This is a genomic window from Polymorphobacter sp., assembly GCF_048007885.1.
GTDB lineage: Bacteria > Pseudomonadota > Alphaproteobacteria > Sphingomonadales > Sphingomonadaceae > Sandarakinorhabdus.
The window spans coordinates 2,564,936-2,587,668 of the sequence record NZ_CP180346.1 but is presented as its reverse complement, the minus strand read 5'-3'; the positions used below and the strand labels follow the sequence as shown (position 1 = coordinate 2,587,668).

General features: G+C 69.2%; 21 protein-coding genes. 14 read left to right on the top strand and 7 right to left on the bottom strand.

Going from position 1 to position 22,733, the window contains the following annotated elements:
• Nucleotides 1–13 precede the first annotated feature (13 nt).
• Genes ACMVO5_RS12525 through trxA form a run of 5 tightly spaced genes read left to right on the top strand, consistent with a single transcriptional unit; the run spans nt 14 to nt 8,555 of the window.
• Nucleotides 14–1,009, top strand: a complete 996-nt coding sequence (locus tag ACMVO5_RS12525) for an aminoglycoside phosphotransferase family protein (protein ID WP_416907825.1) — start codon at nt 14–16, stop codon at nt 1,007–1,009.
• Entirely contained in the window at nt 1,006–1,782 is a 777-nt protein-coding gene (locus tag ACMVO5_RS12520) for a nucleotidyltransferase family protein (RefSeq protein ID WP_416907824.1), read from the top strand. The genes ACMVO5_RS12525 and ACMVO5_RS12520 overlap by 4 nt, the downstream gene beginning before the upstream one ends.
• On the top strand, nt 1,772–4,723 hold the full coding sequence (addB, locus tag ACMVO5_RS12515) for a double-strand break repair protein AddB (RefSeq protein ID WP_416907823.1): 2,952 nt from the start codon (nt 1,772–1,774) through the stop codon (nt 4,721–4,723). The genes ACMVO5_RS12520 and addB overlap by 11 nt, the downstream gene beginning before the upstream one ends.
• Nucleotides 4,702–8,241 (top strand): double-strand break repair helicase AddA, encoded by a 3,540-nt coding sequence (addA, locus tag ACMVO5_RS12510; RefSeq protein ID WP_416907822.1) that lies wholly within the window; start codon nt 4,702–4,704, stop codon nt 8,239–8,241. The genes addB and addA overlap by 22 nt, the downstream gene beginning before the upstream one ends.
• Nucleotides 8,238–8,555 carry a thioredoxin gene (trxA, locus tag ACMVO5_RS12505; RefSeq protein ID WP_416907821.1) on the top strand — a complete coding sequence of 106 codons (318 nt, stop codon included), beginning with the start codon at nt 8,238–8,240 and terminating at the stop codon, nt 8,553–8,555. The genes addA and trxA overlap by 4 nt, the downstream gene beginning before the upstream one ends.
• A 6-nt stretch (nt 8,556–8,561) precedes the next feature.
• Here trxA and ACMVO5_RS12500 read toward each other — a convergent pair whose 3' ends face one another.
• Genes ACMVO5_RS12500 through argJ form a run of 3 tightly spaced genes read right to left on the bottom strand, consistent with a single transcriptional unit; the run spans nt 8,562 to nt 11,328 of the window.
• Nucleotides 8,562–9,140: a GNAT family N-acetyltransferase gene (locus tag ACMVO5_RS12500; RefSeq protein WP_416907820.1), complete on the bottom strand. Its 579-nt coding sequence runs from the start codon at nt 9,138–9,140 to the stop codon at nt 8,562–8,564.
• A 53-nt stretch (nt 9,141–9,193) separates the two neighbouring features.
• Entirely contained in the window at nt 9,194–10,102 is a 909-nt protein-coding gene (locus tag ACMVO5_RS12495) for a glutathione S-transferase family protein (protein WP_416907819.1), read from the bottom strand.
• A 2-nt stretch (nt 10,103–10,104) separates the two neighbouring features.
• On the bottom strand, nt 10,105–11,328 hold the full coding sequence (argJ, locus tag ACMVO5_RS12490; RefSeq protein ID WP_416907818.1) for a bifunctional glutamate N-acetyltransferase/amino-acid acetyltransferase ArgJ: 1,224 nt from the start codon (nt 11,326–11,328) through the stop codon (nt 10,105–10,107).
• A 135-nt stretch (nt 11,329–11,463) separates the two neighbouring features.
• Here argJ and rpmH point away from each other — a divergent pair, with 135 nt between their 5' ends.
• The 9 genes from rpmH to ACMVO5_RS12445 all read left to right on the top strand — a co-directional run bounded on the left by rpmH (nt 11,464) and on the right by ACMVO5_RS12445 (nt 17,515).
• Entirely contained in the window at nt 11,464–11,598 is a 135-nt protein-coding gene (rpmH, locus tag ACMVO5_RS12485; RefSeq protein WP_416907817.1) for a 50S ribosomal protein L34, read from the top strand.
• Between the two features lie 16 nt (nt 11,599–11,614).
• Entirely contained in the window at nt 11,615–11,953 is a 339-nt protein-coding gene (rnpA, locus tag ACMVO5_RS12480) for a ribonuclease P protein component (RefSeq protein WP_416907816.1), read from the top strand.
• Nucleotides 11,950–12,159 carry a membrane protein insertion efficiency factor YidD gene (gene yidD, locus ACMVO5_RS12475; RefSeq protein ID WP_416907815.1) on the top strand — a complete coding sequence of 70 codons (210 nt, stop codon included), beginning with the start codon at nt 11,950–11,952 and terminating at the stop codon, nt 12,157–12,159. The genes rnpA and yidD overlap by 4 nt, the downstream gene beginning before the upstream one ends.
• 64 nt (nt 12,160–12,223) lie before the next feature.
• Complete coding sequence (yidC, locus tag ACMVO5_RS12470) at nt 12,224–14,014, top strand: membrane protein insertase YidC (protein WP_416907814.1); 1,791 nt, start codon at nt 12,224–12,226, stop codon at nt 14,012–14,014.
• Entirely contained in the window at nt 14,011–14,661 is a 651-nt protein-coding gene (gene yihA / locus ACMVO5_RS12465; RefSeq protein ID WP_416907813.1) for a ribosome biogenesis GTP-binding protein YihA/YsxC, read from the top strand. Before yidC ends, yihA begins: the two co-directional genes overlap by 4 nt.
• Complete coding sequence (locus ACMVO5_RS12460) at nt 14,658–15,329, top strand: glutathione S-transferase family protein (protein ID WP_416907812.1); 672 nt, start codon at nt 14,658–14,660, stop codon at nt 15,327–15,329. The genes yihA and ACMVO5_RS12460 overlap by 4 nt, the downstream gene beginning before the upstream one ends.
• Nucleotides 15,326–16,048 (top strand): DUF1499 domain-containing protein, encoded by a 723-nt coding sequence (locus ACMVO5_RS12455; protein WP_416907811.1) that lies wholly within the window; start codon nt 15,326–15,328, stop codon nt 16,046–16,048. Before ACMVO5_RS12460 ends, ACMVO5_RS12455 begins: the two co-directional genes overlap by 4 nt.
• Nucleotides 16,041–17,213, top strand: coding sequence for a succinyl-diaminopimelate desuccinylase (gene dapE, locus ACMVO5_RS12450; protein WP_416907810.1), 1,173 nt, complete (start codon nt 16,041–16,043; stop codon nt 17,211–17,213). The genes ACMVO5_RS12455 and dapE overlap by 8 nt, the downstream gene beginning before the upstream one ends.
• Nucleotides 17,214–17,287: 74 nt before the next feature.
• Nucleotides 17,288–17,515, top strand: a complete 228-nt coding sequence (locus ACMVO5_RS12445) for a hypothetical protein (protein ID WP_416907809.1) — start codon at nt 17,288–17,290, stop codon at nt 17,513–17,515.
• 15 nt (nt 17,516–17,530) lie between these two features.
• On the opposite strand, the gene ACMVO5_RS12440 is transcribed toward ACMVO5_RS12445, so the two are convergent.
• The 4 genes from ACMVO5_RS12440 to truB all read right to left on the bottom strand — a co-directional run bounded on the left by ACMVO5_RS12440 (nt 17,531) and on the right by truB (nt 22,728).
• Nucleotides 17,531–18,955: an NAD(P)H-dependent flavin oxidoreductase gene (locus tag ACMVO5_RS12440; protein WP_416907808.1), complete on the bottom strand. Its 1,425-nt coding sequence runs from the start codon at nt 18,953–18,955 to the stop codon at nt 17,531–17,533.
• Nucleotides 18,956–19,092: 137 nt separating this feature from the next.
• Nucleotides 19,093–21,417, bottom strand: coding sequence for a polyribonucleotide nucleotidyltransferase (pnp, locus tag ACMVO5_RS12435; RefSeq protein ID WP_416907807.1), 2,325 nt, complete (start codon nt 21,415–21,417; stop codon nt 19,093–19,095).
• A 144-nt stretch (nt 21,418–21,561) separates the two neighbouring features.
• Nucleotides 21,562–21,831: a 30S ribosomal protein S15 gene (gene rpsO / locus ACMVO5_RS12430; protein WP_416907806.1), complete on the bottom strand. Its 270-nt coding sequence runs from the start codon at nt 21,829–21,831 to the stop codon at nt 21,562–21,564.
• 15 nt (nt 21,832–21,846) lie between these two features.
• Complete coding sequence (gene truB, locus ACMVO5_RS12425; RefSeq protein ID WP_416909379.1) at nt 21,847–22,728, bottom strand: tRNA pseudouridine(55) synthase TruB; 882 nt, start codon at nt 22,726–22,728, stop codon at nt 21,847–21,849.
• Between the last annotated feature and the right edge of the window lie 5 nt (nt 22,729–22,733).

The following is a 22,733-nucleotide window of genomic DNA, read 5'->3' as shown; positions in this document are numbered from 1 at the left end:
CATTCCGCCCGTCATGGTGCCGCCACCGGCCGCGCCCGACTTTCTCGTCCGCCATGGCTGGGCCGGTGCCGACATCCGCCCGCTGGCCGGTGACGCCTCCTTCCGCCGCTATTTCCGGGTCCATCTGCCGGGCCGCAGCGCCGTGCTGATGGACGCGCCGCCCGACAAGGAAGACAGCCGCCCCTTCCTCGCCATCGGCGCCCGGCTTGAAAGCCTCGGCTTCTCCGCCCCCCGCCCGCTCGCCGCCGAGCTCGACCTCGGCCTGATCCTGCTCGAGGATTTCGGCGATGCGCGCGTCGGCCCGCTGCTCGCCGCCGATGCCAGCGCCGAGCGCCACATTTACGAGACCGCCGTCGACATTCTCGTCGCTCTCCACCAGCATGAGGCCGGCGACCTGCCGCCTTACAGCACCGCAGAACTGACCCGCGAAGTCGATCTCTTCCCCGATTGGTATCTGCCCGCCGTCGGCCAGCCGCTCGCCCCCGAAGCCGCCGCCACCTATGCCGAGGCCTGGGCCGGGCTCTGGCCGCTGGTCATGCCGGCACGCCCGGTGATGGTGCTGCGCGATTATCACGCCGACAATCTTATGGTCCTCGACCGGCCCGGCATCCGCGGCCTCGGCCTGCTCGATTATCAGGACGCACTCGCCGGCCATCCGGCCTATGATCTCGTCAGCCTGCTGCAGGATATAAGGCGGACCGTCGCGCCCGACCTCGAAGCCGCCATGCTGGCGCGCTACCTCAACGCCCGCCGCGCCGAGCCGGGCTTCGATCCGAGCGCCTTCCACACCGCCTATGACGTGCTCGGCGCGCAGCGCAACGTGAAGATCCTCGGCGTCTTCACCCGCCTCTATGTGCGCGACGGCAAGCCCGCCTATCCGCGCTTCCACCCAAGGCTCTGGCAACTGGTGGAACGCGACCTCGCCCGCCCCGCGCTCGCCCCGGTCGCGGCCTGGTTCGAAGCCCATGTGCCGGCCGCCGCCCGCCACGGTGTCGAGGTGCGCTCATGAGTGAGCTGATGCGCCTGCAGCCGATGGTCGAGGTCGAGGTCCCCGGCACCGCGATGGTGCTGGCCGCGGGGCTGGGCAAGCGCATGCGCCCCCTGACCGCGACGCGGCCCAAGCCGCTCATCCGGGTCGGCGGCCGCGCCCTGCTCGACCGGGCGCTCGACCGGGTGGCTGACGCCGGCATCGGCACCGCGGTCGTCAACGCCCATTATTTCGCCGACCAGATCGAGGGCGCGCTCGCCAAGCGGCTGGGCCGCGATGACCGGCTGCGCCTGCGCCTGTCCGACGAGCGCGCCCAGCTGCTCGAAACCGGCGGCGGTGTCGCCCATGCGCTGCCGCTCATCGACGCCGACCCCTTTTATGTCATCAACGCCGACAATTTCTGGATCGACGGCAGCCAGGACACGCTGCGGCTGATGGCGCGGCGCTGGGACCCGGCATCGATGGACGCGCTGCTGCTGCTGGTGCCGCTGGCGCGCGCCCACGGCTATGACGGGCGCGGCGACTTTTTCATGGATGGCTGGGGCCGGCTGCGGCCGCGCGCTGATGGCAAGCTCGGCGATGTGCGCATGGCGCCCTTTGTCTATTCGGGCGTCCAGCTCATCGCCCGGCGGCTGTTCGACGGCGAAGCGTCCGAGCCCTTCACCATGTGGCGCGCCTGGAACAAGGCGCTGGAGGCCGGGCGGCTCTACGGGATGGTGCATCAGGGGCTGTGGTTCCATGTCGGCACGCCCGCCAGCATCACTGCCACCGAGGCCCTGCTGAATGTCCTTTGAGGGCGGGCTGTTCAACATCGCGCCCCACCGGGCGTTCGTCGATGCGCTGGCGCGCGGCATCCTCGCCCGGGTGCCCGACACGGTGGCGCGGGCGCGCACGCTGGTGCTGCTGCCCAATCGCCGCGCCGTCCGCGCGCTGACCCAGGCCTTTGTCCGCCAGCTCGGGGCTGGCGAGGCGAGCGGCCTGCTGCTGCCGCGCATGGTCCCGGTCGGCGATCTCGGCGAGGATGATTTCGAGCGGCTGGCCGGCGAGGTTGCAGTCGGCGGCGCAGTGTCGCCGCTGGTCCGTCGGCTGCAGCTGGCGCGGCTGGTCCGCGCGCTGCCGGTCGCCGCCGATGCGCGTGCCGAGCGCAGCGCCATCGAGGCGCTGCGGCTGGGCGATGCCCTGGGCGACACGCTCGATGTGCTGCTCGCCGAGGAGGTGCCGCCCGCCGCCCTGCGCGAGGCCGTCGCCGAGGCCGACCTTGCGCATCACTGGGCCGATACGCTCAAGTTTCTCGATGTCATCATCAGCGCCTGGCCGCCGGTGCGCGACGCCATGGGCGCCAGCGACGGCGGCACCCGGCTGGCCGCCGCCATCAACGCCGTGCTGGCGCGCTGGGCCGACAGCCCGCCGGCCACGCCGGTGATCGCCGCCGGCATCGGCAGCGCCGCGCCCGCCGTCGCCCGGCTGCTTGGCGGCGTGCTCAACCTGCCCGCCGGCGCGGTCGTGCTGCCCGGCCTCGACGTGGACATGAGCGACGCCGGCCATGCACGGTTCGAAGCCATCCATGTCGACGCCGAAGATGCGCCGGACAGCGAGGCCCACCCCCAATATGCCCTGAAGCTGCTGCTCGCCCGGCTCGGCCGCAGCCGCGCCGATGTCACGGACTGGGGGCACGGCAGCCCGCAAGATGGCCCCGCCGCGCGTGACGCGCTCGTGATGGCCGCTCTTGCCCCCGCCGATGCCGGTGAAGGCTGGCTCGACACCGCGCCCGATCCGGAAGCGCTGGCCGGCATCCATGTCGTCGAGGCATTGACCGGCGCGGAAGAGGCGCAGGCGATCGCACTCGCCATGCGCCGCGCGCTCGAAACCAAAGGCCGCACCGCCGCCCTGGTCACGCCCGACCGGGCGCTGGCCCAGCGCGTCGCGGCCCATTGCCGCCGCTGGGGCATCAGCGTCGATGACAGCGCCGGCCAGCCGCTGCCGCTCACCCCGCCCGGCGCCTTCGCCGGGTCGCTCGTCGCCGCCATGGCGGGCAAATTCTCGCCCGTCCGGCTGCTCGCCCTGCTCAAGCATCCGCTGGTGCGCGCCGGTGAAGACCGGCTGGCCTGGCTCGGCCGCGTGCGCCAGCTCGATGTGGCGCTGCGCGGCGTGCGGCCCACGCCCGGCCTCGACGGCGTGTCGGCCCATCTCGACGCCTGGCTGGCCGAACGCCGCCGCGGCCCCGCCTTCGACGGGCTGGCTGGATGGTGGGAAGACACCGCCGCCCGGCTCGCCCCCCTTGAAGCGCTGGGCGAGGTGGTGGATCTCGCCGCCTTGGCCGAGGCGCTGCGCAGCGTGGGCGAGGCGCTGTGCGGGGATGCGCTCTGGTCCGGCATCGATGGCCGGGCGCTGGCCGCGCGGCTCGAAGCGCTGATCGCCGAGGGCGCGTTGTTTGGCCCCTTCGAAGCGGCCGAAGCGCCGCCGCTCCTCGCCGCGCTGTTCGCCGATGTCGCCGTGCGTCCGGGCTGGGGCGGCCATCCGCGCCTCGCCATCCTCGGCCCCGTCGAAGCCCAGCTCGCCCGCGCCGACCTGATGATCCTCGGCGGGCTCAATGAAGGGGTGTGGCCGGCGCTGCCCGCCCCCGACCCATGGCTGGCGCCCGCCATCCGCACCCGCCTCGGCCTGCCGGGTGCGGCGCGCGCCATGGGGCTGGCGGCGCAGGATTTCGTCCGCGCGCTCGGCGCCGGCGAAGTGCTGCTTACCCGCGCCAGGCGCGATGCCAGCGGCCCGATGCGCGCCTCGCGGCTGCTGGTGCGGCTCGATGCGCTGGCCGCGCGGCTGAACGACAGCGGGCTGGCGCGCGACGAGGCGCTGCTCGCCATGGCCCGCGCGCTCGACAGGCCGGCCGAGGTCAGGCCCGCCGCCCGCCCCGCCCCCAGCCCGCCGCGCACCGCCCGCCCGGCCAAGCTCAGCGTCACCCAGGTCGATGTGCTGCTCGCCGACCCCTTCGCCTTTTACGCACAGGCCGTGCTCGCGCTCCGCCCGCTCGACGAGCTTGACGAAGACCCCGGTGCTGCCGACCGCGGCACGCTGATCCACGAAGTGCTGGAAGACTGGGTCAAGGGCGAAAGCTTCGATCCGGCCGAGCTGGCGCGCCTCACCGAGGCGATGATCGAGCGCGCCGGCGGCGGCTTCCCGCTGCTGCGCGCGCTCTGGGGGCCGCGCGCCCGGCGCGCGCTCACCTGGGCGGGCGACGAGATCCTGCGCCGGCGCGCGCAGCGCACCGAGGTGGTGGCGGCCGAAATCAAGGGCCAGATCATGCTCGGCGGCATCGAGGTGCGCGGCGTCGCCGACCGGGTCGACCGGCGCCACGACGGCAGGCTGGTGGTCACCGACTACAAGACCGGCGCCCGGCCGCGCGTCGCCGATGTCACGGCGCTGCGCAAGAACCAGCTGGCGCTGCTCGCCCTGATGCTCGAGCGCGGCGGCATGACCGTGAAGGGCCTGGTCGACGCGATGGAATATTGGCAGCTCACCGGCAGCGCCGAAACAGCCGGGAAATGGTCCGCCGCACTCGGCAAGACCGGCCCTTCGCCCGCCGAACATCTCCCGCTTGTCGCCAGCAGCGTCGGCGATGCGCTCGCCACCTTTCTTGAGGGCGACCGCGCCTTTGTCTCGCATGTCCATCCGGCGCTGGCCTTTGGCGATTATGACCAGCTCGCCCGCGTCCTCGAATGGCGGGACCAGCCGCGATGAAGCCGCTCAACGCCCTGCTCGACACCCAGGCCGAGGCCGCCGATCCCGCCGCCCATGCCTGGGTCACCGCATCCGCCGGCACCGGCAAGACCCAGGTGCTGGTCGCCCGCGTGTTGCGGCTGCTGCTGGCGGGTGTGCCGCCCACCAACATCCTGTGCATCACCTTCACCAAGCTCGCCGCTGCCGAAATGCAGGAGCGCGTGCTGGCGCGCCTCGCCTATTGGGCGCGCGCCGATGAGGCCGCCTTGGCCACAGACCTGATGGCCCTTGGCGAGCCCGATGACGACGCCGGCCGGCTGCGCGCGCGGCGGCTGTTCGCGCAATTGCTCGATGGCCCGCAGGGGCTGGCGGTGCAGACCATCCACGCCTTTGCCCAGTCGCTCATCGGCAGCTTCCCGGTCGAGGCCGGCGTCGCCCCCGGCTTCGAGACCCTCGACGACCGCGCCGGCCAGGGCCTGCGCCGCGACGTGCTGGTGCGCGCCATCGAAACCGCCACCGAAACGCGCGACGAGGCCTTTCTGGCCGATATCGCCGCGCTCTCGCTGAGCGGCGGCGAGGCCGGGCTGATGCGCATGCTCGGCACCATCGGCCGCCATGCCGAAGCGCTCGCCGCGCTGGCCGGCGTGGCGCTGGCGCCGATGCTGCGCCGCGGCTTCGGCCTGCCCAGCGACAGCACCGCCACAGCCGACCTCGCCGCCGGGCTGGCCGGCATCGACCGCGCCGACATCGCCCGGCTGGCCACCGGCTGGGCCGGCTCCGACAAGCCCAGCGCGCAAGGCTTTGCCGACAAGATCGCCCCCTGGCTCGCCAACCCGCACGACTGGGACACGCTGCGCAGCGTCTTCCTCACCGACACCGGAACCCCGCGCGCCGTCAGCCGGGTGGTGCTGGTCGGCATGGAAGCCGCCGATCCCGGCCTGAAGGCGCTGTTCGAGACGCTCGCCGCCCAGATCCACGCCATCGACGTGCGCCAGCGGCTGCACCGCGCCGTCGACATCATCGCGGTGCAGATGCGCGTCGGCTGCCGGCTGGCGCAGGACTGGCTGGCCGCCAAGGCCCGCGCCGGCGTGGTCGATTATGACGATATGATCGAAGCCGCGCGCCGCCTGCTGGTGGCGCCGGGTGCGGCCGACTGGGTGCGCTACAAGCTCGACAACCGCATCGACCATATCCTTGTCGATGAAGCGCAAGACACCAACCTCGCCCAATGGGAGATCATCACCCGGCTGGCGGAGGAATTCTTCGCCGGCCTCGGCGCGCGCGAAGCCCCGCGCCGCCTGTTCGTGGTCGGTGATTTCAAACAGGCGATCTTCGGCTTTCAGGGCTCGGACCCCAAGGTCTACCGCGATCAGTTCGAAACCTTCCGCACCCTGAACGAAGGCAGCGAGCCGCCCTTTTCCCGCATCGGGCTCGATACCAATTTCCGCTCGGTCCCGGCCGTGCTCGACATTGTCGATGATGTCGCCGGCCTGCTCGAAGCCGACCCGGCCACGCAGCTGGAGCCCGACGGCGTGCGCGCCCACCGCCCCCACCGCAAGGGCAGCGCCGGTGCGGTCGCGCTGCTGCCGCCCATGGTCACCGCCGACGAAGATGACAACGACGGCGATGAGGACAGTGAGGGCGAGCGCCCCGGCCAGGCCGAAATCGACCATGCGCAGGCGCTGGCCGCGATGATCGCCAGCTGGCTGGACCCGCAAACCCCGCTGTTCCTGCCCGGCCGCGGCCGCCCGGTGGCCGCGCAGGATATCCTCGTGCTGGTGCGCAAGCGCACCGCCTTTTCGGCCGCACTCGTGGCCGCGCTGCACAGCCACGGCGTGCCTGTCGCCGGCGTCGACCGGCTGCGCCTCTCCGAGCCATTGGCGGTCGCCGACATGCTCTCGCTGGTCCGCTTCGCGCTGCTCCCCGATGATGATCTCAATCTCGCCTGCCTCATCGTCTCGCCCTTTCTGGGGCTGAGCCAGGACCAGCTGTTCACCCTCGCCCATGGCCGCAAAACGAGCCTCTGGGCGGCGATGCGCAGCAGCGAAGACCCGGCCGTGGTCGCCGCGCGCAGCTGGCTCGAACAGCTTCTGGGCTTTGCTGATTACGCCGCGCCTTACGCCTTTTTCGAGCGCGTGCTCTCCGGCCCGCTCGGCGGCCGTGCCCGGCTGCTGGCCCGGCTCGGCGAAGACGCGCGCGACGCCATCGACACGATGCTCGATCAAGCACTCGCCTATCAGCGCAGCCAGCCGCCCTCGCTGCAGGGCTTTCTCGACTGGACGCTGGCCGAAGACGTCGAGATCAAGCGTGATCCCGATGCCCCGCTCGATGCCGTGCGCCTGATGACCGTGCACGGCGCCAAGGGCCTGCAGGCCCCGGTGGTGGTGCTCGCCGACGCCGCGCGCCTGCCCGACCTGCGCGGCCAGGACGCGCTGGTCATGGATTTCGATGGCCGCTGGCTGCCGATTCTGCCGCCCTCGGCCAAGGCGCTCGGCGGTGATGTCACCGGCCCGCTGCAAGCCGCCAGAGACAGTGCCCGCGCCGATGCGCTGGCCGAGCATCTGCGGCTGCTCTATGTCGCCCTCACCCGCGCCGAAGACCTGCTGCTGGTCAGCGGCGTCGCGCCCCGGCCGAAAAAGACTCCAGGCGACCATGATCATCTGAGCTGGCACCGGCTGGTCGCCGCCGCCATGGATCAGCGCGGCGTCACCGCCGCCGATCATCCGCATTTCGGCCGCGGCGTCCGCATCCACGCCAGCGGCGCGCCCGCCCCGCGCATCAGCCTCGATCTAGAGCCCGAAGCCAGCCGCCTGACGCTGCCAGACTGGACCCGCACCATGGCCCCCGAAGAGGCCCGGCCACCCCGCCCGCTCAGCCCATCTGCCCTTGGCCCCGACATGGAGGCCCAGCCCCCCGCCGGCGCCGCTGCCATGGCTGCGGCCAGACGCGGGGCCGCGCTCCACGCGCTGTTCGAGCGGTTGCCCGCGGCCGCGCCAGAGCGCCGGCGCGCGCTGGGCCTCGCCTATGCCGCCCAGCTGGCGCCTGACGGTGATGCGGAAGCGCTGGTCGATGAAGTGCTGCGTGTCGTCGAGGACCCGGCGCGGGCCGCCATCTTCGGCCCCGAATCGCTGGCCGAAGCGCCGGTCGCAGCCCTGGTCGGCGAGACCGTGGTCGCCGGACAGGTCGACCGGCTGCTGGTCACCGACAGCCGGGTGACCATCATCGATTTCAAGACCGGCCGCCGCGTGCCGGGCGGTATCGAGGCCATTCCCGCCGCGCACATCGCCCAGATGGCCGGCTATGCCGCTGCCCTTGAGGCGGTGTTTCCCGGCCGCGAGGTGACAGCCGGGCTGCTCTATACCGCCGGCCCACGGCTCTGGATGCTGCCGGCCGCGCGCATCGCGCGCGAGATTGCCGCCCTGCGTCAGCCGCAACAGGCCCAGCCCCAACAGGATGAGTTGAACGCATCCGCTCCCATCACTATCTTGGCGCCAGATGGACCCGGCGCTGGGCCGGGCAAACAAGGATCAATGCCATGACACGTGCGGTCACCGATGCCTCCTTCCACACCGATGTGATCTCGGCCGGCAAGCCCGTGCTCGTCGATTTCTGGGCCGAATGGTGCGGGCCGTGCCGCATGGTCGGGCCGATCCTCGAAGAGCTGGACGCCGAGATGGACGGGGTCGAGATCGTCAAGATCAACATCGATGAAAACCCCGATGCGCCCAGCCGCTTCAACGTGCGCGGCATCCCGACGATGATCCTGTTCAAGGATGGCTCGCCGGTCGCCACCAAGGTCGGCGCCGCCCCAAAGGGCCAGCTCAAGAGCTGGCTCGAAGCCGAGCTGGGCTGAGCCGCCCTAGCGCGCGGCGCGCAGCATCGCCTGCATGGCGGGCGAGCTGCCGTGCTGGATCGTGCCCACCACCTCGAACCCGTGCCGCTCATACAGGCTGACGTTGCGCGGGTTCGAGCTTTCCAGATAGGCGGGCAAGCCGGAGGCATCGACGCGTTCGAGCGCCGCCTTCATCAGCATCGCGCCCAGCCCCTGCCCGAGATAAAGCGGGTCGCAGCCGATCACCGGCAGATACCAATGGTCGCCGTGCGGGTGCAGCATGGCCATCTGCCCGAGAACCCCCATCATCTCGTCGAGCTTCGGCCCCGACAGCTGGTCCTGCACAATCGCCATCATGCGCTCGCCGTCGGGCTCGACGCCGGGCGGCAGCCACATGGCAAGCGCCTGCCCGTCATTCGCCGTCCAGGCGGTGCCATGGTCAAAGGCCGGGCCACCAAAGGCATCCAGAAAATCAGCGGCAAAACCGAGATAGGAGGCCGCGCCGTCGCCGATCCACCGCGCAAAGGGATCAGCGACAAAGGCCAGCACGGTGGTCTGAATCAGCCGCGCCCGGTCCTGTGGCCCGGCAAGTCTGATCTCCGGCATCTCCATGGCGCCATCCCCCCGATGGCCCGAGCCTAACACAGCCCGGTCAGCGCTCAAGCGATGATGAACTGGCCGATTCGCGGAAAATGAACATGCACGGCGCCGGCGCGCGGGTCGGTGCGGCTGAGCGTGATGCCCGTGCTGTCCGCCTTCAGCAACGCGCCTTCCACCGGCGCATCGCCCGAGCCTTCGGTCTGGATGCGGACCATCTGGCCATGGCTGAACGGCGCCTCGATGCCGCCGGCCACATCGCTCGGCGTGGCCGCGCGGGCAATGTCGATGGCCTCGGCCGCGCTGATCTCGGTGGGCGTGCCATGGCCCAGTGCCGCCATCCGGCCAAACCAGTCAGCCACATGGGGCAGGCCGGTCAGCGCCTCGGCATTGGCCTTGGCAAAGGGCACCGAGCGCACGAACCAGATGTTCGCCGCCAGCGCCAGATCGCCGTGGCCCGGCGCCTCGCCGCCGATGAAGGCGCGCCCATCGGTCAGCGTCTGTGAAAGCCAGAGCGCGGCCACACGCGTCTGCGCGGCAAGCTGGGGGGCTGCCTTGCCAAGCTGGCCCAGATCAAGCCCGAACCGCGCCTTGCGGTCGGCCACAAAGGCACCGTCAAGCGCGCCCTCGGGCATCGCCCCCATCGCCGCCCCGACATGGGCGCGAAACTGCGGCCCGGCCGCCCAATTGGCGATCATCACATGAAGCGCGCCGAGCGGCGCAGGATAATAGCTGGGCGTCGGCGCAAAGCCCTCCAGCGCGGCCAAAATGGCGGCGGTGTCGCAATAAATGTCCGCACCGATCTGAAGTACCGGCGTGCGGATATACCCCCCGGTCAGCGCCGCCAGATCAGGCTTGGGGGCGATGCGCGGGATGGTCACCGACTGCCAGGCCAGCCCCTTCAGCCCCAGCGCCATGCGCACCAGCTCGGCAAAGGGCGAGGTCGGATAATGGTGCAAAATGGGGGTCATGCTCAGGTCCTGTAATCGGCGTTGATGCTGATATAGCCATGCGTCAGATCGCAGGTCCAAACCCGGGCACGGCCCTCACCCAGGCCCAGATCAACTTCGATCTCGATATCCTGCCCGGCCAGATGCGCGGCCACCGGCGCTTCGTCATAGCCCGGCACCACGGCACCACGCGCCGCCACCAGCGTCGTCCCGAAGCGGATGCTCAGCCGGTCGCGCTCGGCCGGCTGGCCGGCCTTGCCCACCGCCATCACCACCCGGCCCCAATTGGCATCGCCGCCCGCAATCGCCGTCTTCACCAGCGGCGAATTGGCGATGCTCATCGCCACCGCATGCGCCGCCGGCCCGCTGGTCGCCCCGGTCACGCGCACCTCGATCCGCTTGGTCGCGCCCTCCCCGTCCGACACCACCAGCCGCGCCAGCTGGCCGCACAAATCGGCAAGGGCGGCGGCAAAGGCATCCGCGCCGGGGCTGTCCATGCTCTCGATCATCGGGGCTGCGCCCTGGCCGGTGGCAAAGGCCAGCACCGTGTCCGAGGTCGAGGTGTCCGAATCGACCGTGATGCAGTTGAAGCTGGTCGCCGTCGCCGCCGCCAGCATCCCCTGCAGCAGCGGCGCTGCCACCCCGGCATCAGTGAAGATGAAGCCCAGCATCGTCGCCATATCGGGCGCAATCATCCCCGAGCCCTTGATGATGCCGACCAGCGTCACCTTGTGCGCGCCCACCATCGCATGGGTCACAGCCGCCTTGGGAAAGGTATCGGTGGTGCCAATGGCGGCCGTCGCCTCGGCGAAACCGGCCGTGCCCAGCGCCGCATGCGCCGCCGCCGCACCCGCCAGCGCCTTGTCCACCGGCAGCGGCACGCCAATCACCCCGGTGCTCGCCTGAAACACCTCTTCCGGCGCACAGCCCAGATGCGCCGCCACCGCCTCGCCCTGGGCGAGTGCCGCCCCGCGGCCCGCCTCGCCGGTAAAGGCATTGGAATTGCCCGCGTTCACAATCAGCGCCCGCGCCGCCCCGCCGGCCAGCCGGGCGCGGCACAGCTCCACCTCGGGCGAGGGGCAGAGCGAGCGCGTCAGCACCCCGGCCACGCTGGTGCCCGGCGCCAGCGCCACCAGCAGCGTGTCGGCCCGTGTCCAGCGCTTGTAGCCGGCGGTTGCGGTCGCGATCCGGACCCCGGCAATGGCGGGCAGCGGCGGCAGTGGTGTGGCAAGGGGCGAGATATCCATCGCCGGTGTTTGAAGGCAAAGCGGGGCCCGCGTAAAGGGGGGAATGGTTGACATGCGCTGCCGGCCTGCGTATGCGCCGCGCTTGTCCAAATTCCGGGCTGCGCGCGTAGCCCCTCTGTCATTCGGAACTTTGTCATGAAGCGCACCTATCAGCCCTCCAAGCTCGTCCGCGCCCGCCGTCACGGCTTCCGCGCCCGCATGGCGACCGTCGGTGGCCGCAAGGTCCTGCGCGCCCGCCGCGCCCGCGGCCGGAAGAAGCTGTCGGCCTGAGCCTGAAGCCGGCGGCATGGGGTCTCCGCCGCCGACCATCCGCAAGCGCGCGGACTTTCTCGCCGCCAATCGCGGCACGCGCATCGTCACCCCCGCCTTCATCCTGCTGATTCGCTCGCGCGGCGACGCAGACCCGGCCCTGCGCGCCGGCTTCACCGTCACCAAGAAAATCGGCGGCTCGGTCGTCCGCAGCCGCCTCAAGCGCCGCCTGCGCGAGATCGCGCGGCTTGAGCTGCCCGGCTGCGGCCTGGCCGGCGCCGACCATGTGCTGATCGGCCGCTCCGCCGGCCTGACGCGCGACTTCGCCGCCATGCGCGCCGATCTGGTCCGCGCCTGCGCAAAAGCTACCCAATGAAGCGGCTGCTCATCTGGCCGATCCGCCTCTGGCAATGGGGCCCGTCGCGCGTGCTGCCGCCCAGCTGCCGCTATGCACCCAGCTGCTCGGCCTATGCCATCGAGGCGATCGAGAAGCATGGCCCCTTGAAGGGCCTGTGGCTCGCGGTGCGACGCATCGGCCGCTGCCATCCATGGGGCGGTTCGGGCTATGACCCGGTGCCCTGAGCGGCTATAGGCGGGGCCGAAGCCGCAGAAAAGTCGAGAGCGTGTGACCCAGGAAAATCGAAACATGGTGCTGGCCGTCCTGCTGTCAGCGATCGTCCTGATCGGCTGGACGCTGGTCAGCGAGCGCTATTTCCCGCAGGCCGCCGCCCCCGAAACCGCCGAAATCGCGGCAACCAGCAGCGACGCCCTGACCGCACCCGCCACGTCAGCGGCCGCCACGCTGCTGCCGCAACAGGCGCTGGCCAAGGGCGCACGCGTCACCATCGAGACGCCGCGCCTCAAGGGCTCGCTCAACCTGCGCGGCGCCCGCTTCGATGATCTGGTGCTGCGCGATTACCGTATCAGCCTAGATGAAGGCGCCGGCCCGGTGCGGCTGTTCAGCCCGAGCGGGGCTGCCGGCGCCTATTTTGCCCAATATGGCTGGACCGGCGCCGGCGCGCCGCCCGTCGATGCGCTCTGGGCCACCGACAGCACCCGCCTCAGCCCCGAAACCCCGGTCACGCTCAGCTGGACCAGCGCGGCAGGCGTGCGCTTCGAGCAGCGGCTCGAGGTTGACGAGAATTTCCTCTTCACCGTCACCCAGCGCGTCGTCAACGCCAGCGGTGCTGCCGTCAGCTATCAGCCCTGGGGGCTGGTCTCGCGGCTGGGCGAAGGGCCGGAACAAAACGCCTTCAACCTCCATGTCGGCCCCTTGGGCGTCCTCGACGGCACACTGAAAGACAGCGGCCTCGATTTCGAAAGCCTGCGTGAAGACGGCAACCAGAGCTTCACCTCCAAGGGCGGCTGGCTGGGCATGACCGAGAAATACTGGCTGGCCGCCCTCGTGCCCGACCAGTCGCGCGACTTGAAGGCCAATTTCATCGCCGCCCCGCCCACGCCTGCGGGCAATGTCTATCAGGTCGATTATCTCTCCAGCGCGCTCGTCGTGCCGGCCGGCGCCAGCGGCGAGACCGTCCAGCGGCTGTTCGCCGGTGCCAAGGAAGTGGCCCTGCTCGACCGCTACCGCGACGAATTCGGCATCCCGCGCCTCGACCGGGCGGTCAGCTGGGGCTGGTTCGAAGCCATCGCCCAGCCGATCTTCTATCTCCTGTCCTGGCTGTTCAAGATCACCGGCAATTTCGGCCTCGCCATCATCGGGCTGACCATCATCATCCGCCTCATCCTCTTCCCCATCGCCAACAAGCAGTTCGAGAGCATGGCCAAGATGCGCGTCGTCGCCCCGCGCATGAAGGCGCTGCAGGAGAAGTACAAGGACGACAAGCCGCGCCTCCAGCAGGAGATGATGACCCTCTACAAGGACGAGAAGGTCAATCCGCTGGCCGGCTGCCTGCCGCTCATCGTCCAGATCCCGATCTTCTACGCGCTCTACAAGACGCTGCTGGTCTCCACCGAAATGCGCCACCAGCCTTTCGCGCTGTGGATCAAGGATCTCTCCGCCCCCGATCCCCTCACCCCGCTCAACCTGTTCGGCGCGATTGACTGGCAGCCGCCTGCCATCATCGCCATCGGCGTGCTGCCGCTGCTGCTCGGCGTCACCATGTGGCTGCAGCAGCGCCTCAACCCGACCCCGCTCGATCCCGTCCAGAAGCAGGTCTTCGCGATCATGCCCTGGATGTTCATGTTCATCATGGCGCCCTTTGCGGCCGGGCTCCAGCTCTACTGGACGGTCAACAATATCGTCTCCATCGCCCAGCAGGCCTATATGCTGCGCAAATACCCCATGCCCGCCACCCCGCCGTCGCAGGCCGTGGTCGAGGCCAAGCCCATCAAGCCGCAAACCGCCAAGCCGCAAGCCGCCAACAAGCCCGCCGCGCCGCAGCGCCGTGCCAAGCCCTCGCGCGGCCGCGCCAAATGAGCCGCCATCAGGAGATCGACCCCATCGAGGCCGCGCGCCGGCTGTTCGCCGGCCCGGTGGAGTTCCGCCTCTCGGCCCCGGCGCTCGAATTCCTGCCCGATCCCAAGGTGCCCGAAGTCGCCTTCGCCGGCCGCTCCAATGTCGGCAAGTCCTCGCTGCTCAATGCGCTCACCGGCCGCCACGGCCTGGCGCGCGCCTCCACCACGCCCGGCCGCACGCAGGAATTGAACGTCTTCGATGTCGGCGCGCCGATGCGGTTCCGGCTCATCGACATGCCCGGCTATGGCTATGCCAAGGCCCCCAAGGATGTCGTCGCCCGCTGGCAGGCGCTGGTCTTCGATTATCTGCGCGGCCGCGTGGTCCTGAAGCGCGTGCTGCTGCTCATCGATGCGCGCCACGGCGTCAAGCCGGTCGACAATGAAGTGATGGACCTGCTCGACAAGGCCGCCGTCAGCTATCAGCTGGTCCTGACCAAGGCCGACAAGATCAAGCCCAGTGAGCTCGAAAAAACGCTCGCCGCCGCCGATGCCGCCGCCCGCAGCCATGCGGCTGCCTTTCCGCAGGTGCTCGCCACCTCGTCGGAAGTCGGCACCGGCATTGCCGAATTGCGCGCCGCCGTGGCGGCCGCTGCAGGAGAATTGGTGTGAAACTGCTGATTGCCAACCGGGCCTATTCGAGCTGGAGCCTGCGCGGCTGGCTGGCGGCCAAGCTCTCCATGCTGCCCTTCACCTGCGTGGTCGTGCCCATGGACACGCCCGAATGGACCGCGCGCCTGTCCGAAATCCCGTCCGGCAAGGTGCCGGTGCTGTGGGACGGCGGCGAGCCGGTGTGGGATTCCATGGCCATCCTCATGTGGCTCGCCGACAAGGGCGGCCATGACCGTTTCTGGCCGCGCGACCTGCACGCCCGCCGCCTCGCCTATGCGATCAGCGCCGAGATGCACGCCGGCTTTCAGGCGCTGCGCAGCGGCTGCCCGATGAACCTCAAGATGCGCTTCCCCGCCTTCGCCGCCACAGCACCCGCGGCCGTGATGGCCGATGTCGCGCGCATCGATGCGCTCTGGTGCGAAGCGCGCGGCCGCTTCGGCGAACAGCTCGACGAGCCCTATCTGTTCGGCCATTTCTCCGGCGCCGACATCATGTATGCGCCCGTCGTCTTCCGCGTCGCCCATTACGGCCTGCCGCTCAGCGATGTCGCGCGCGCCTATGCCGACTCGATGCTCGCCCACCCCTGGATGCAGGAATGGGCCGCCGCAGCGCGCGCCGAAGACTATCCGCTCGACCGCTATCATGTGGAAGGAGGCATGCCCCTATGATGACCGCAAAATGGCCCCGCGTCTTCGCCCTGCTCACGCTGGCAGCCGCCTTCATCGTCCTCATCGCCGGCCCCGGCATCAGCAGCGGCCTCCTGCCCTGGCAGTTGGGCCTGCTCGCCTTCGCCGTCTCGGCGCTGGTCTGTGCGATAGGCAGCATCGCCCTCTTGGTCGCGCTCGCGCGCAAGGCCACGCGCACACCCGCCAAGGGCCTGCTCACCACGGGCCTCATCGCCGGCCTGCTCGGGGCCGGTGTGCCGGCGGCGATCGTGCTCGGCGCCAGCAACGCCCCGCCGATCCACGATATCACCACCGACATGGACAACCCGCCCGCGTTCGTCGCCATCACCGCCGAGCTGCGCGGGCCGGACTCAAACCCGGTCAGCTATGATCCCGCGATCGCGCCCAAGCAGGCCGAAGCCTATCCGCAGATCCGCCCGATGCGCCTTGCCGCCACCCCCGAAGAGGCCTTCGCCCGCGCCGAAGCCGCCGCCCGCGCCATGGGCTGGGAGATCGTCGCCACCGACCAGCCAGCGCTGCGCATCGAGGCCACCGCGACCGTGCCCTGGTGGGGCTTCAAAGATGATGTCGTCATCCGCCTGACCCCCGACAGCGGCGCCACCATTATCGATGTCCGCTCCAAGTCGCGCGTCGGCCAGGGCGATCTCGGCGTCAATGCCGAGCGCATCACCGCCTATCTGGACAAGCTCGCCAATGGCTGAAGCCGCGAACGCAGCGGTGTCCAGCGAAGTGCTGCCACTGGCGCAGGCGCTCATTCGGTGCCCCAGCATCACGCCTGAAGATGCCGGCGCGCAGGCCGTTCTCGCCGAGGCGCTCAGCGAGCTCGGCTTCACCGTCCATCATGTCCGCTACGGCGCGGCCCCCGATGGCCCGGTCGACAATCTGGTGGCGACCATCGGCAATAATGACGGCCCGCATTTCGCCTTCGCCGGCCACACCGATGTCGTCCCCACCGGCGACCGCGCCGCCTGGAGCGTCGATCCCTTCGAGGCCGTGGTCGCCGATGGCCAGCTCGTCGGGCGCGGCGCGGCCGACATGAAGGGCGCCATCGCCGCCATGGTCTGGGCGGCGCGCGCCCGGCTCGAGGCCGGGCTGCCGCAGGGCCGGCTCAGCTTCCTCATCACCGGTGACGAGGAAGGCCCCGCCGTGCACGGCACCAAGCCGCTGCTCGACTGGCTGGAAGCGCGCGGCCTCGTGCCCGATCTCTGCCTCGTCGGCGAGCCGACCAGCGTCCAGCGGCTGGGCGACATGATCAAGATCGGCCGCCGCGGCTCGGTCAACGCCTGGCTCACCGTGCGCGGCGCGCAGGGCCATGTCGCCTACCCACACCGCGCCCATAATCCCATCACCGATCTCGTCGCCATCCTCGCCGAGCTCAAGGGCCGGCTGCTCGACGAAGGCACCGACTGGTTCCAGCCGAGCAACCTCGAAGTCACCGACATCGCGGTCGGCAATCCGGCCACCAACGTCATCCCGGCGCTGGCCCGCGCCCGGCTCAACATCCGCTTCAACGACCAGCACAGCGGCACCGCCCTCGAAGCCTGGATCCGCGAGGTGGTGGCGCGCCATGCCCGCTCGGCCGATGTCGATGTGCGCATCTCGGGCGAGGCCTTTCTCACCGAGCCGGGCCATTTCTCCGCGCTCGTCGCCGATGCCGTGCGCGAGGTCACCGGCCAGACGCCCGAGCTCTCGACCAGCGGCGGCACGTCCGATGCGCGCTTCATCCGCCGGCTCTGCCCGGTGGTCGAATTCGGCCTGCCCGGCCAGTCGATGCACAAGACCGACGAACATGCTGAGGTCGATGATCTGGGCGCGCTGGCGCAGGTTTATGCGCGCATCCTCGACCGGGTGTTCGAGGCCGCCTGAAAGCGCAATTCAAGGCTTTCGCGCGGCTCGTGTTTTTGTGTAAGGTGCAGGCGATTGTCCGAAGGGGAGCAAAGATGCGTGGGATTTCTGTGACGCTGGTGGCGGTGCTCGGGCTTGCCGTGGCCGCCTGCGGCCAGTCCAAGTCGGAGGCCGGTGGCGACCTTGCCGCCAAGCTGGAAACCGCCGCCCCCAAGCCGGCCGAAGAAGGCCAGGTCTTCGTCGGCGAAGTCACCCCCGCGCCCCTCGAAGTCTACACCCCGCCGGCTGAGGAAGAGGCCGAGGAAGAAACCGTCACCGAATAATCCCGCCAGCGCCGCTCAGGCGCCGGTCAGGATCCGGTCGACCAGCTGCTTCACGGTCGGCACAAAGCCGTTCGAATAAAAGGGGTCGGTGGCAAAGCGATAGGCACTGTGCCCGCCGAACATCAGATTCTGCTCGGTGTCCCCGCCATGCGCGATGTCCTGCAGCGTCTTCTGGATGCAGAAGCTGCGCGGGTCGGCCAGCCGGCCCGTGCTGTTGCCCTCGGTGTCGGCCCAGCTCGAAAAGGCGCACTGGCTCAGACACCCCATGCAATCGGCCTGGTCCTTGCGGATCGTCTTCTTGTCGGCAGGCGTCACGAACACCAGCGTATTGTCAGGCGTCTTCAGCGCTTCGGTAAAGCCCTGCCCATGCCATTCGCGCGCGCGCAGCAGGTCATCCCGCGTCACCCAATAGCGCTTGGCGCCCACGCCCACATCGAGCTGAAACTGATGGTCCCCCGTCGCCGTGGTCGAAAAGGCAATCTGCCGCTCCGAGCGCGCCTCCAGATCACGCAGGAAGGGGTTGCGCACGGCGGACGAATAAAAGCCGGTCGGCGAGAATTTGTGCAGCAGGATATCGCCCTTCTCCAGCGTCATCAGCCGCTGCTTCCAGCCTTCGGGAATCGGGCTTTCCTTGGTCAGCAGCGGGCGCGTGCCAAACTGGAAGACGATGGTGCCAAGCTCCGGATTCTCCAGCCAGTCGGTCCATTCATCGAGCCGCCACACGCCGCCCGCCATGATGATCGGGGTGCTGTCGGGAATGCCCGCTTCGCGCATCACGCTGCGCAGGTCGCGCACGCGCGGATAGGGGTCCTGCGGCGCGCGCGGGTCCTCGGCGTTCGACAGGCCGTTGTGCCCACCCGCCAGCCAGGGGTCTTCATACACCACCGCCCCCAGCCATTCCGCCGCCTTGGAATAGGCGCGCTTCCACAGCGCCCGAAAAGCCCGGGCGCTGCTGATGATCGGATAATAATGCACCCCGTAATGTGCCGCGATTTCCGACAGCTTGTAGGGCATGCCAGCGCCGCACGTGACGCCATTGACCATGCCCTTGGTGCGCTCCAGCACCCCGTGCAGCACCCGCTGCGCGCCGCCCATCTCCCACAGCACATTGATGTTGAGCGCGCCGATCCCGCGCGAAAGCTCTCCCGCCGCCATCTCATAGGCGCGCTGCACCTGCTGCACCCCGCCCTCGATCGCATACTCCACCAGCTCTTCATGCCGCTCGCGCCGGGTCAGCGCGCTATAGACCTGCGGAATGATCTTGCCGGTCGGGTCATAGCTGTCAGCGTTCACCGCCGAGATGGTGCCCACCCCGCCAGCCATCGCCCAGGCGCCCGAAGACATGTGATTGGTCGCCGCCACCCCCTTGCCACCCTCCACCAGCGGCCAAACCTCGCGGCCGCCCATCCTGATCATCGAAATGCCCTTGAGGACTGTCATCGATACCCTTCCCTTTGCCGCCCCTCCATGCTTGCCGCCGCGCGTCAATGCAAGATACCCGTGGTCCGCCGCGGCGTTTCCGCCGCAAATGAAAAGGGCCGACCCGAAGGCCGGCCCCATCCAACATGGCGAAAGGTTCAGTCCTTGCCGCCGGTCAGAAAGTCGGGAAGGCTGCCGCCCTCGCTGCTCTCCTCGCGCGGCGCCCGCTCCCGGCCACCATCGCGGCCACCATCTCTGCGGGGACCACGATCACGATCACGGCCGCCATCACGGCCACCGCGGTCACCACCACGGTCACCATCTCTGCGGGGCCCACGGTCGCTGCGCGGCGCCCGCTCGCCCTCTTCACGCGGCGGGCGCGTGTCGGGCAGTTCCTCGCCAGTGTCCTGATCGACCACGCGCATCGACAGGCGCACCTTGCCCCGGTCATCAATGCCGAGCACCTTGACCTTCACCTGCTGCCCTTCCGACAGCACGTCCTTCACATTGGCCACCCGCTCGTTCTTGATCTCGGAGATGTGAACAAGCCCGTCGCGCGCGCCCATGAAGTTGACGAAGGCACCGAAATCGACCGTCGAGACCACCTTGCCGGTATAGACCTTGCCAACCTCCGGCTCCTCGACAATGCCGAGCACCCAGGCCTTGGCCGCGTCGATCTGCGCCTGGTCCGACGAGGCGATCTTCACCGTGCCGTCATCCTCGATGCTGACCTTCGCGCCCGTGGTGGCGACGATCTCGCGGATGATCTTGCCGCCGGTGCCGATGACATCGCGAATCTTCGCCTTGTCGATCTGGAAGCTCTCGATGCGCGGCGCATGCGCCGACATCTCGGTGCGCGCGCCGGTCAGCGCCTTGGCCATTTCGCCAAGAATGTGCGCGCGGCCTTCCTTCGCCTGCGCCAGCGCCTCGCGCATGATCTCCTCGGTGATGCCGGCAATCTTGATGTCCATCTGCAGCGAGGTGATGCCCTCGCTGGTGCCGGCCACCTTGAAGTCCATGTCACCCAGATGATCTTCATCGCCCAGAATGTCGGAGAGCACGGCAAACTTCTTGCCCTCAAGGATCAGCCCCATGGCAATGCCCGCCACCGGACGCACCAGCGGCACGCCCGCATCCATCAGCGCCAGGCTGCCGCCGCACACGGTCGCCATCGACGAGGAGCCATTGCTCTCGGTGATGTCGGCCAGCACACGGACGGTATAGGGGAAGTCCTCCTTCGAGGGCAGCATCGGCCGCAGCGCACGGAACGCCAGCTTGCCATGCCCGATCTCGCGGCGACCCGGCGCGCCAAAGCGACCCACTTCGCCGACCGAATAGGGCGGGAAGTTGTAGTGCAGCATGAAGCGCTCATATTTCAGCCCGTCGAGGCCGTCGATCATCTGCTCGGAATCAGACGTGCCGAGCGTGGTCGTCACGATCGCCTGCGTCTCGCCGCGGGTGAACAGCGCCGAACCGTGCGTGCGCGGCAGAATGCCGGCCTCGGCAATGATCGGGCGCACCGTCTTGGTGTCCCGGCCATCGATGCGGCTGCCGTCCTTCAGAATGGCGCCGCGCACGATCTCGGCTTCCAGCTTCTTGAACAGCTTGCCCGCCTTCTGCTGGGTGGTGCTGTCCTCGCCTTCAAACAGCGGCTTCAGCTTGGCCTTGGCCTCGCCGAGCGCCGCCTGACGGTCGGACTTCTGGATGATCTTGTAGGCAGCCGTAATGTCCTTGCCGACCGCCTTCTTGATCTTCGCCAGCATCTCGCTGTCATCGGAAATCTTCAGCTCCCACGGGTCCTTGGCGGCCTTTTCAGCCAGCTCGATGATCGCCTTGATCACCGGCTGGATGCCCCGGTGCGCAAACATCACCGCGCCCAGCATCTCGTCTTCCGAAAGCTCATGCGCTTCGGATTCGACCATCATCACCGCGTCATAGGTGCCCGCCACCATCAGGTCGAGCCGGCCCTCGGCAATCTCGCCCTTGGTCGGGTTGAGCTGATATTCGCCGTCCTTGAAACCAACGCGCGCCGCCCCGATCGGCCCCATGAAGGGCAGACCCGAAATGGTCAGCGCCGCGGACGCCGCAACCATCGCCACGACATCGGCCTCATTCTCGCCGTCATAGCTCAGCACCTGGGCAATGACGTTGATCTCGTTGAAGAATCCTTCCGGAAACAGCGGGCGGACCGGACGGTCGATGAGGCGCGAGGTCAGCGTCTCATGCTCGGTCGCCCCACGCTCGCGCTTGAAAAAGCCGCCCGGAATGCGCCCGGCGGCCGAAAACTTCTCCTGATAATGCACGGTCAACGGGAAGAAGTCCTGCCCGTCCTTGACCGACTTGGCGGCGGTCACGGCGCAAAGCACCACCGTCTCGCCATAGGTCGCCAGCACGGCGCCGTCTGCCTGGCGGGCGATCTTGCCCGTCTCCAGCTTGAGGGTGCGACCACCCCATTCGATTTCAACTGTATGGATATCAAACATGTCTGTCTTTCTGTCTGCCCGCGGCCAGATTGCCTTGGGCGGCCTTGTGTCCCCATGTTCGGGGCATAGTCCCGGTGCCGACGCCCATCGCCGGCCTGCCGGATATGTGAACGGCCCCTTGTGGGGGCCGTTCGGTGAAGGGGCTTACTTGCGCAGGCCCAATTTGGTGATCAGGTCGGTGTAGCGCTGGTTGTCGATCCGCTTCAGATAATCGAGCAGCGAGCGCCGCTTGTTGACCAGAACCAGAAGACCGCGCCGCGAATGATTGTCCTTGGCATGGGTCTTGAAATGTTCGGTGAGGTTGGCGATGCGCTCGGTCAGAATGGCGACCTGGACTTCCGGGGACCCGGTGTCGCCGGCGCCGCGCGCGTTGGAATTGATGACTTCGGCCTTGCGGTCTGCTGCAATCGACATCGGATACTCCTTATCTCAGATGTTGAACCCGCGAACCACCCGGACCATGTCCAATCCGACCTCGACCAGCGCCACGGGAACAGAGCCGTGACAGGCGAGATAGGTGCCGGGAGGGGCGGGGTGTCCCGTCAGCTTGCGCCCCTGTCGGAGTGCCGCCGCCTGATCGGGATCGATGGAGAGAGCCGGGATGTCGTCCAGCCCCGCCATCAGTGGCAGGATGACCTGTTCTGGGCCACGCTCCTGCACCAGAGCGGCCAGATTGTCCAGCGATATCGCCGCGTCCAGCCCGAACGGCCCGGCCCGCGTCCGCCGCAACATGCTGACATGGCCGACCGTGCCCAGCGCCAGCGCCATGTCACGCGCCAGGCTGCGGATATAGGTGCCCTTCGACACCAGCGCGCGAAACGTCGCGCTGTCCGGCGTCGCTGCCGAAAGGCTCAGCGCCTCGATGGTCACCGCGCGCTCCGCCAGCGTCACCGTCTCGCCTGCGCGTGCCAGCGCATAGGCCCGCTTGCCGTCCACCTTCAGCGCCGAATAGGCCGGCGGCGTCTGGCGGATCGGCCCGGTGAAGCGGCCGAGCACGGCCTCGATCGCCGCCCTGTCGGGGCGCACGTCCGAGGTCGCCACCACTTCGCCTTCACCGTCATCCGTGCTCGTCGCCGCGCCCCACGCCACAGTGAATTCATAGCCCTTGCGCGCGTCCAGCATCCGCCCGGCCAGCTTGGTTGCCTCGCCCAGCGCAATCGGCAGCACGCCGGTGGCCAGCGGGTCGAGCGTGCCGCCATGGCCGATCTTGGGCCGCGCATGGCCCGCCGCCCGCAACAGCCGCTTCACCGCCGCCACCCCTTGCGCACTCGACAGGCCCAGCGGCTTGTCGAGGATGATCCAGCCATGCAGCCCGC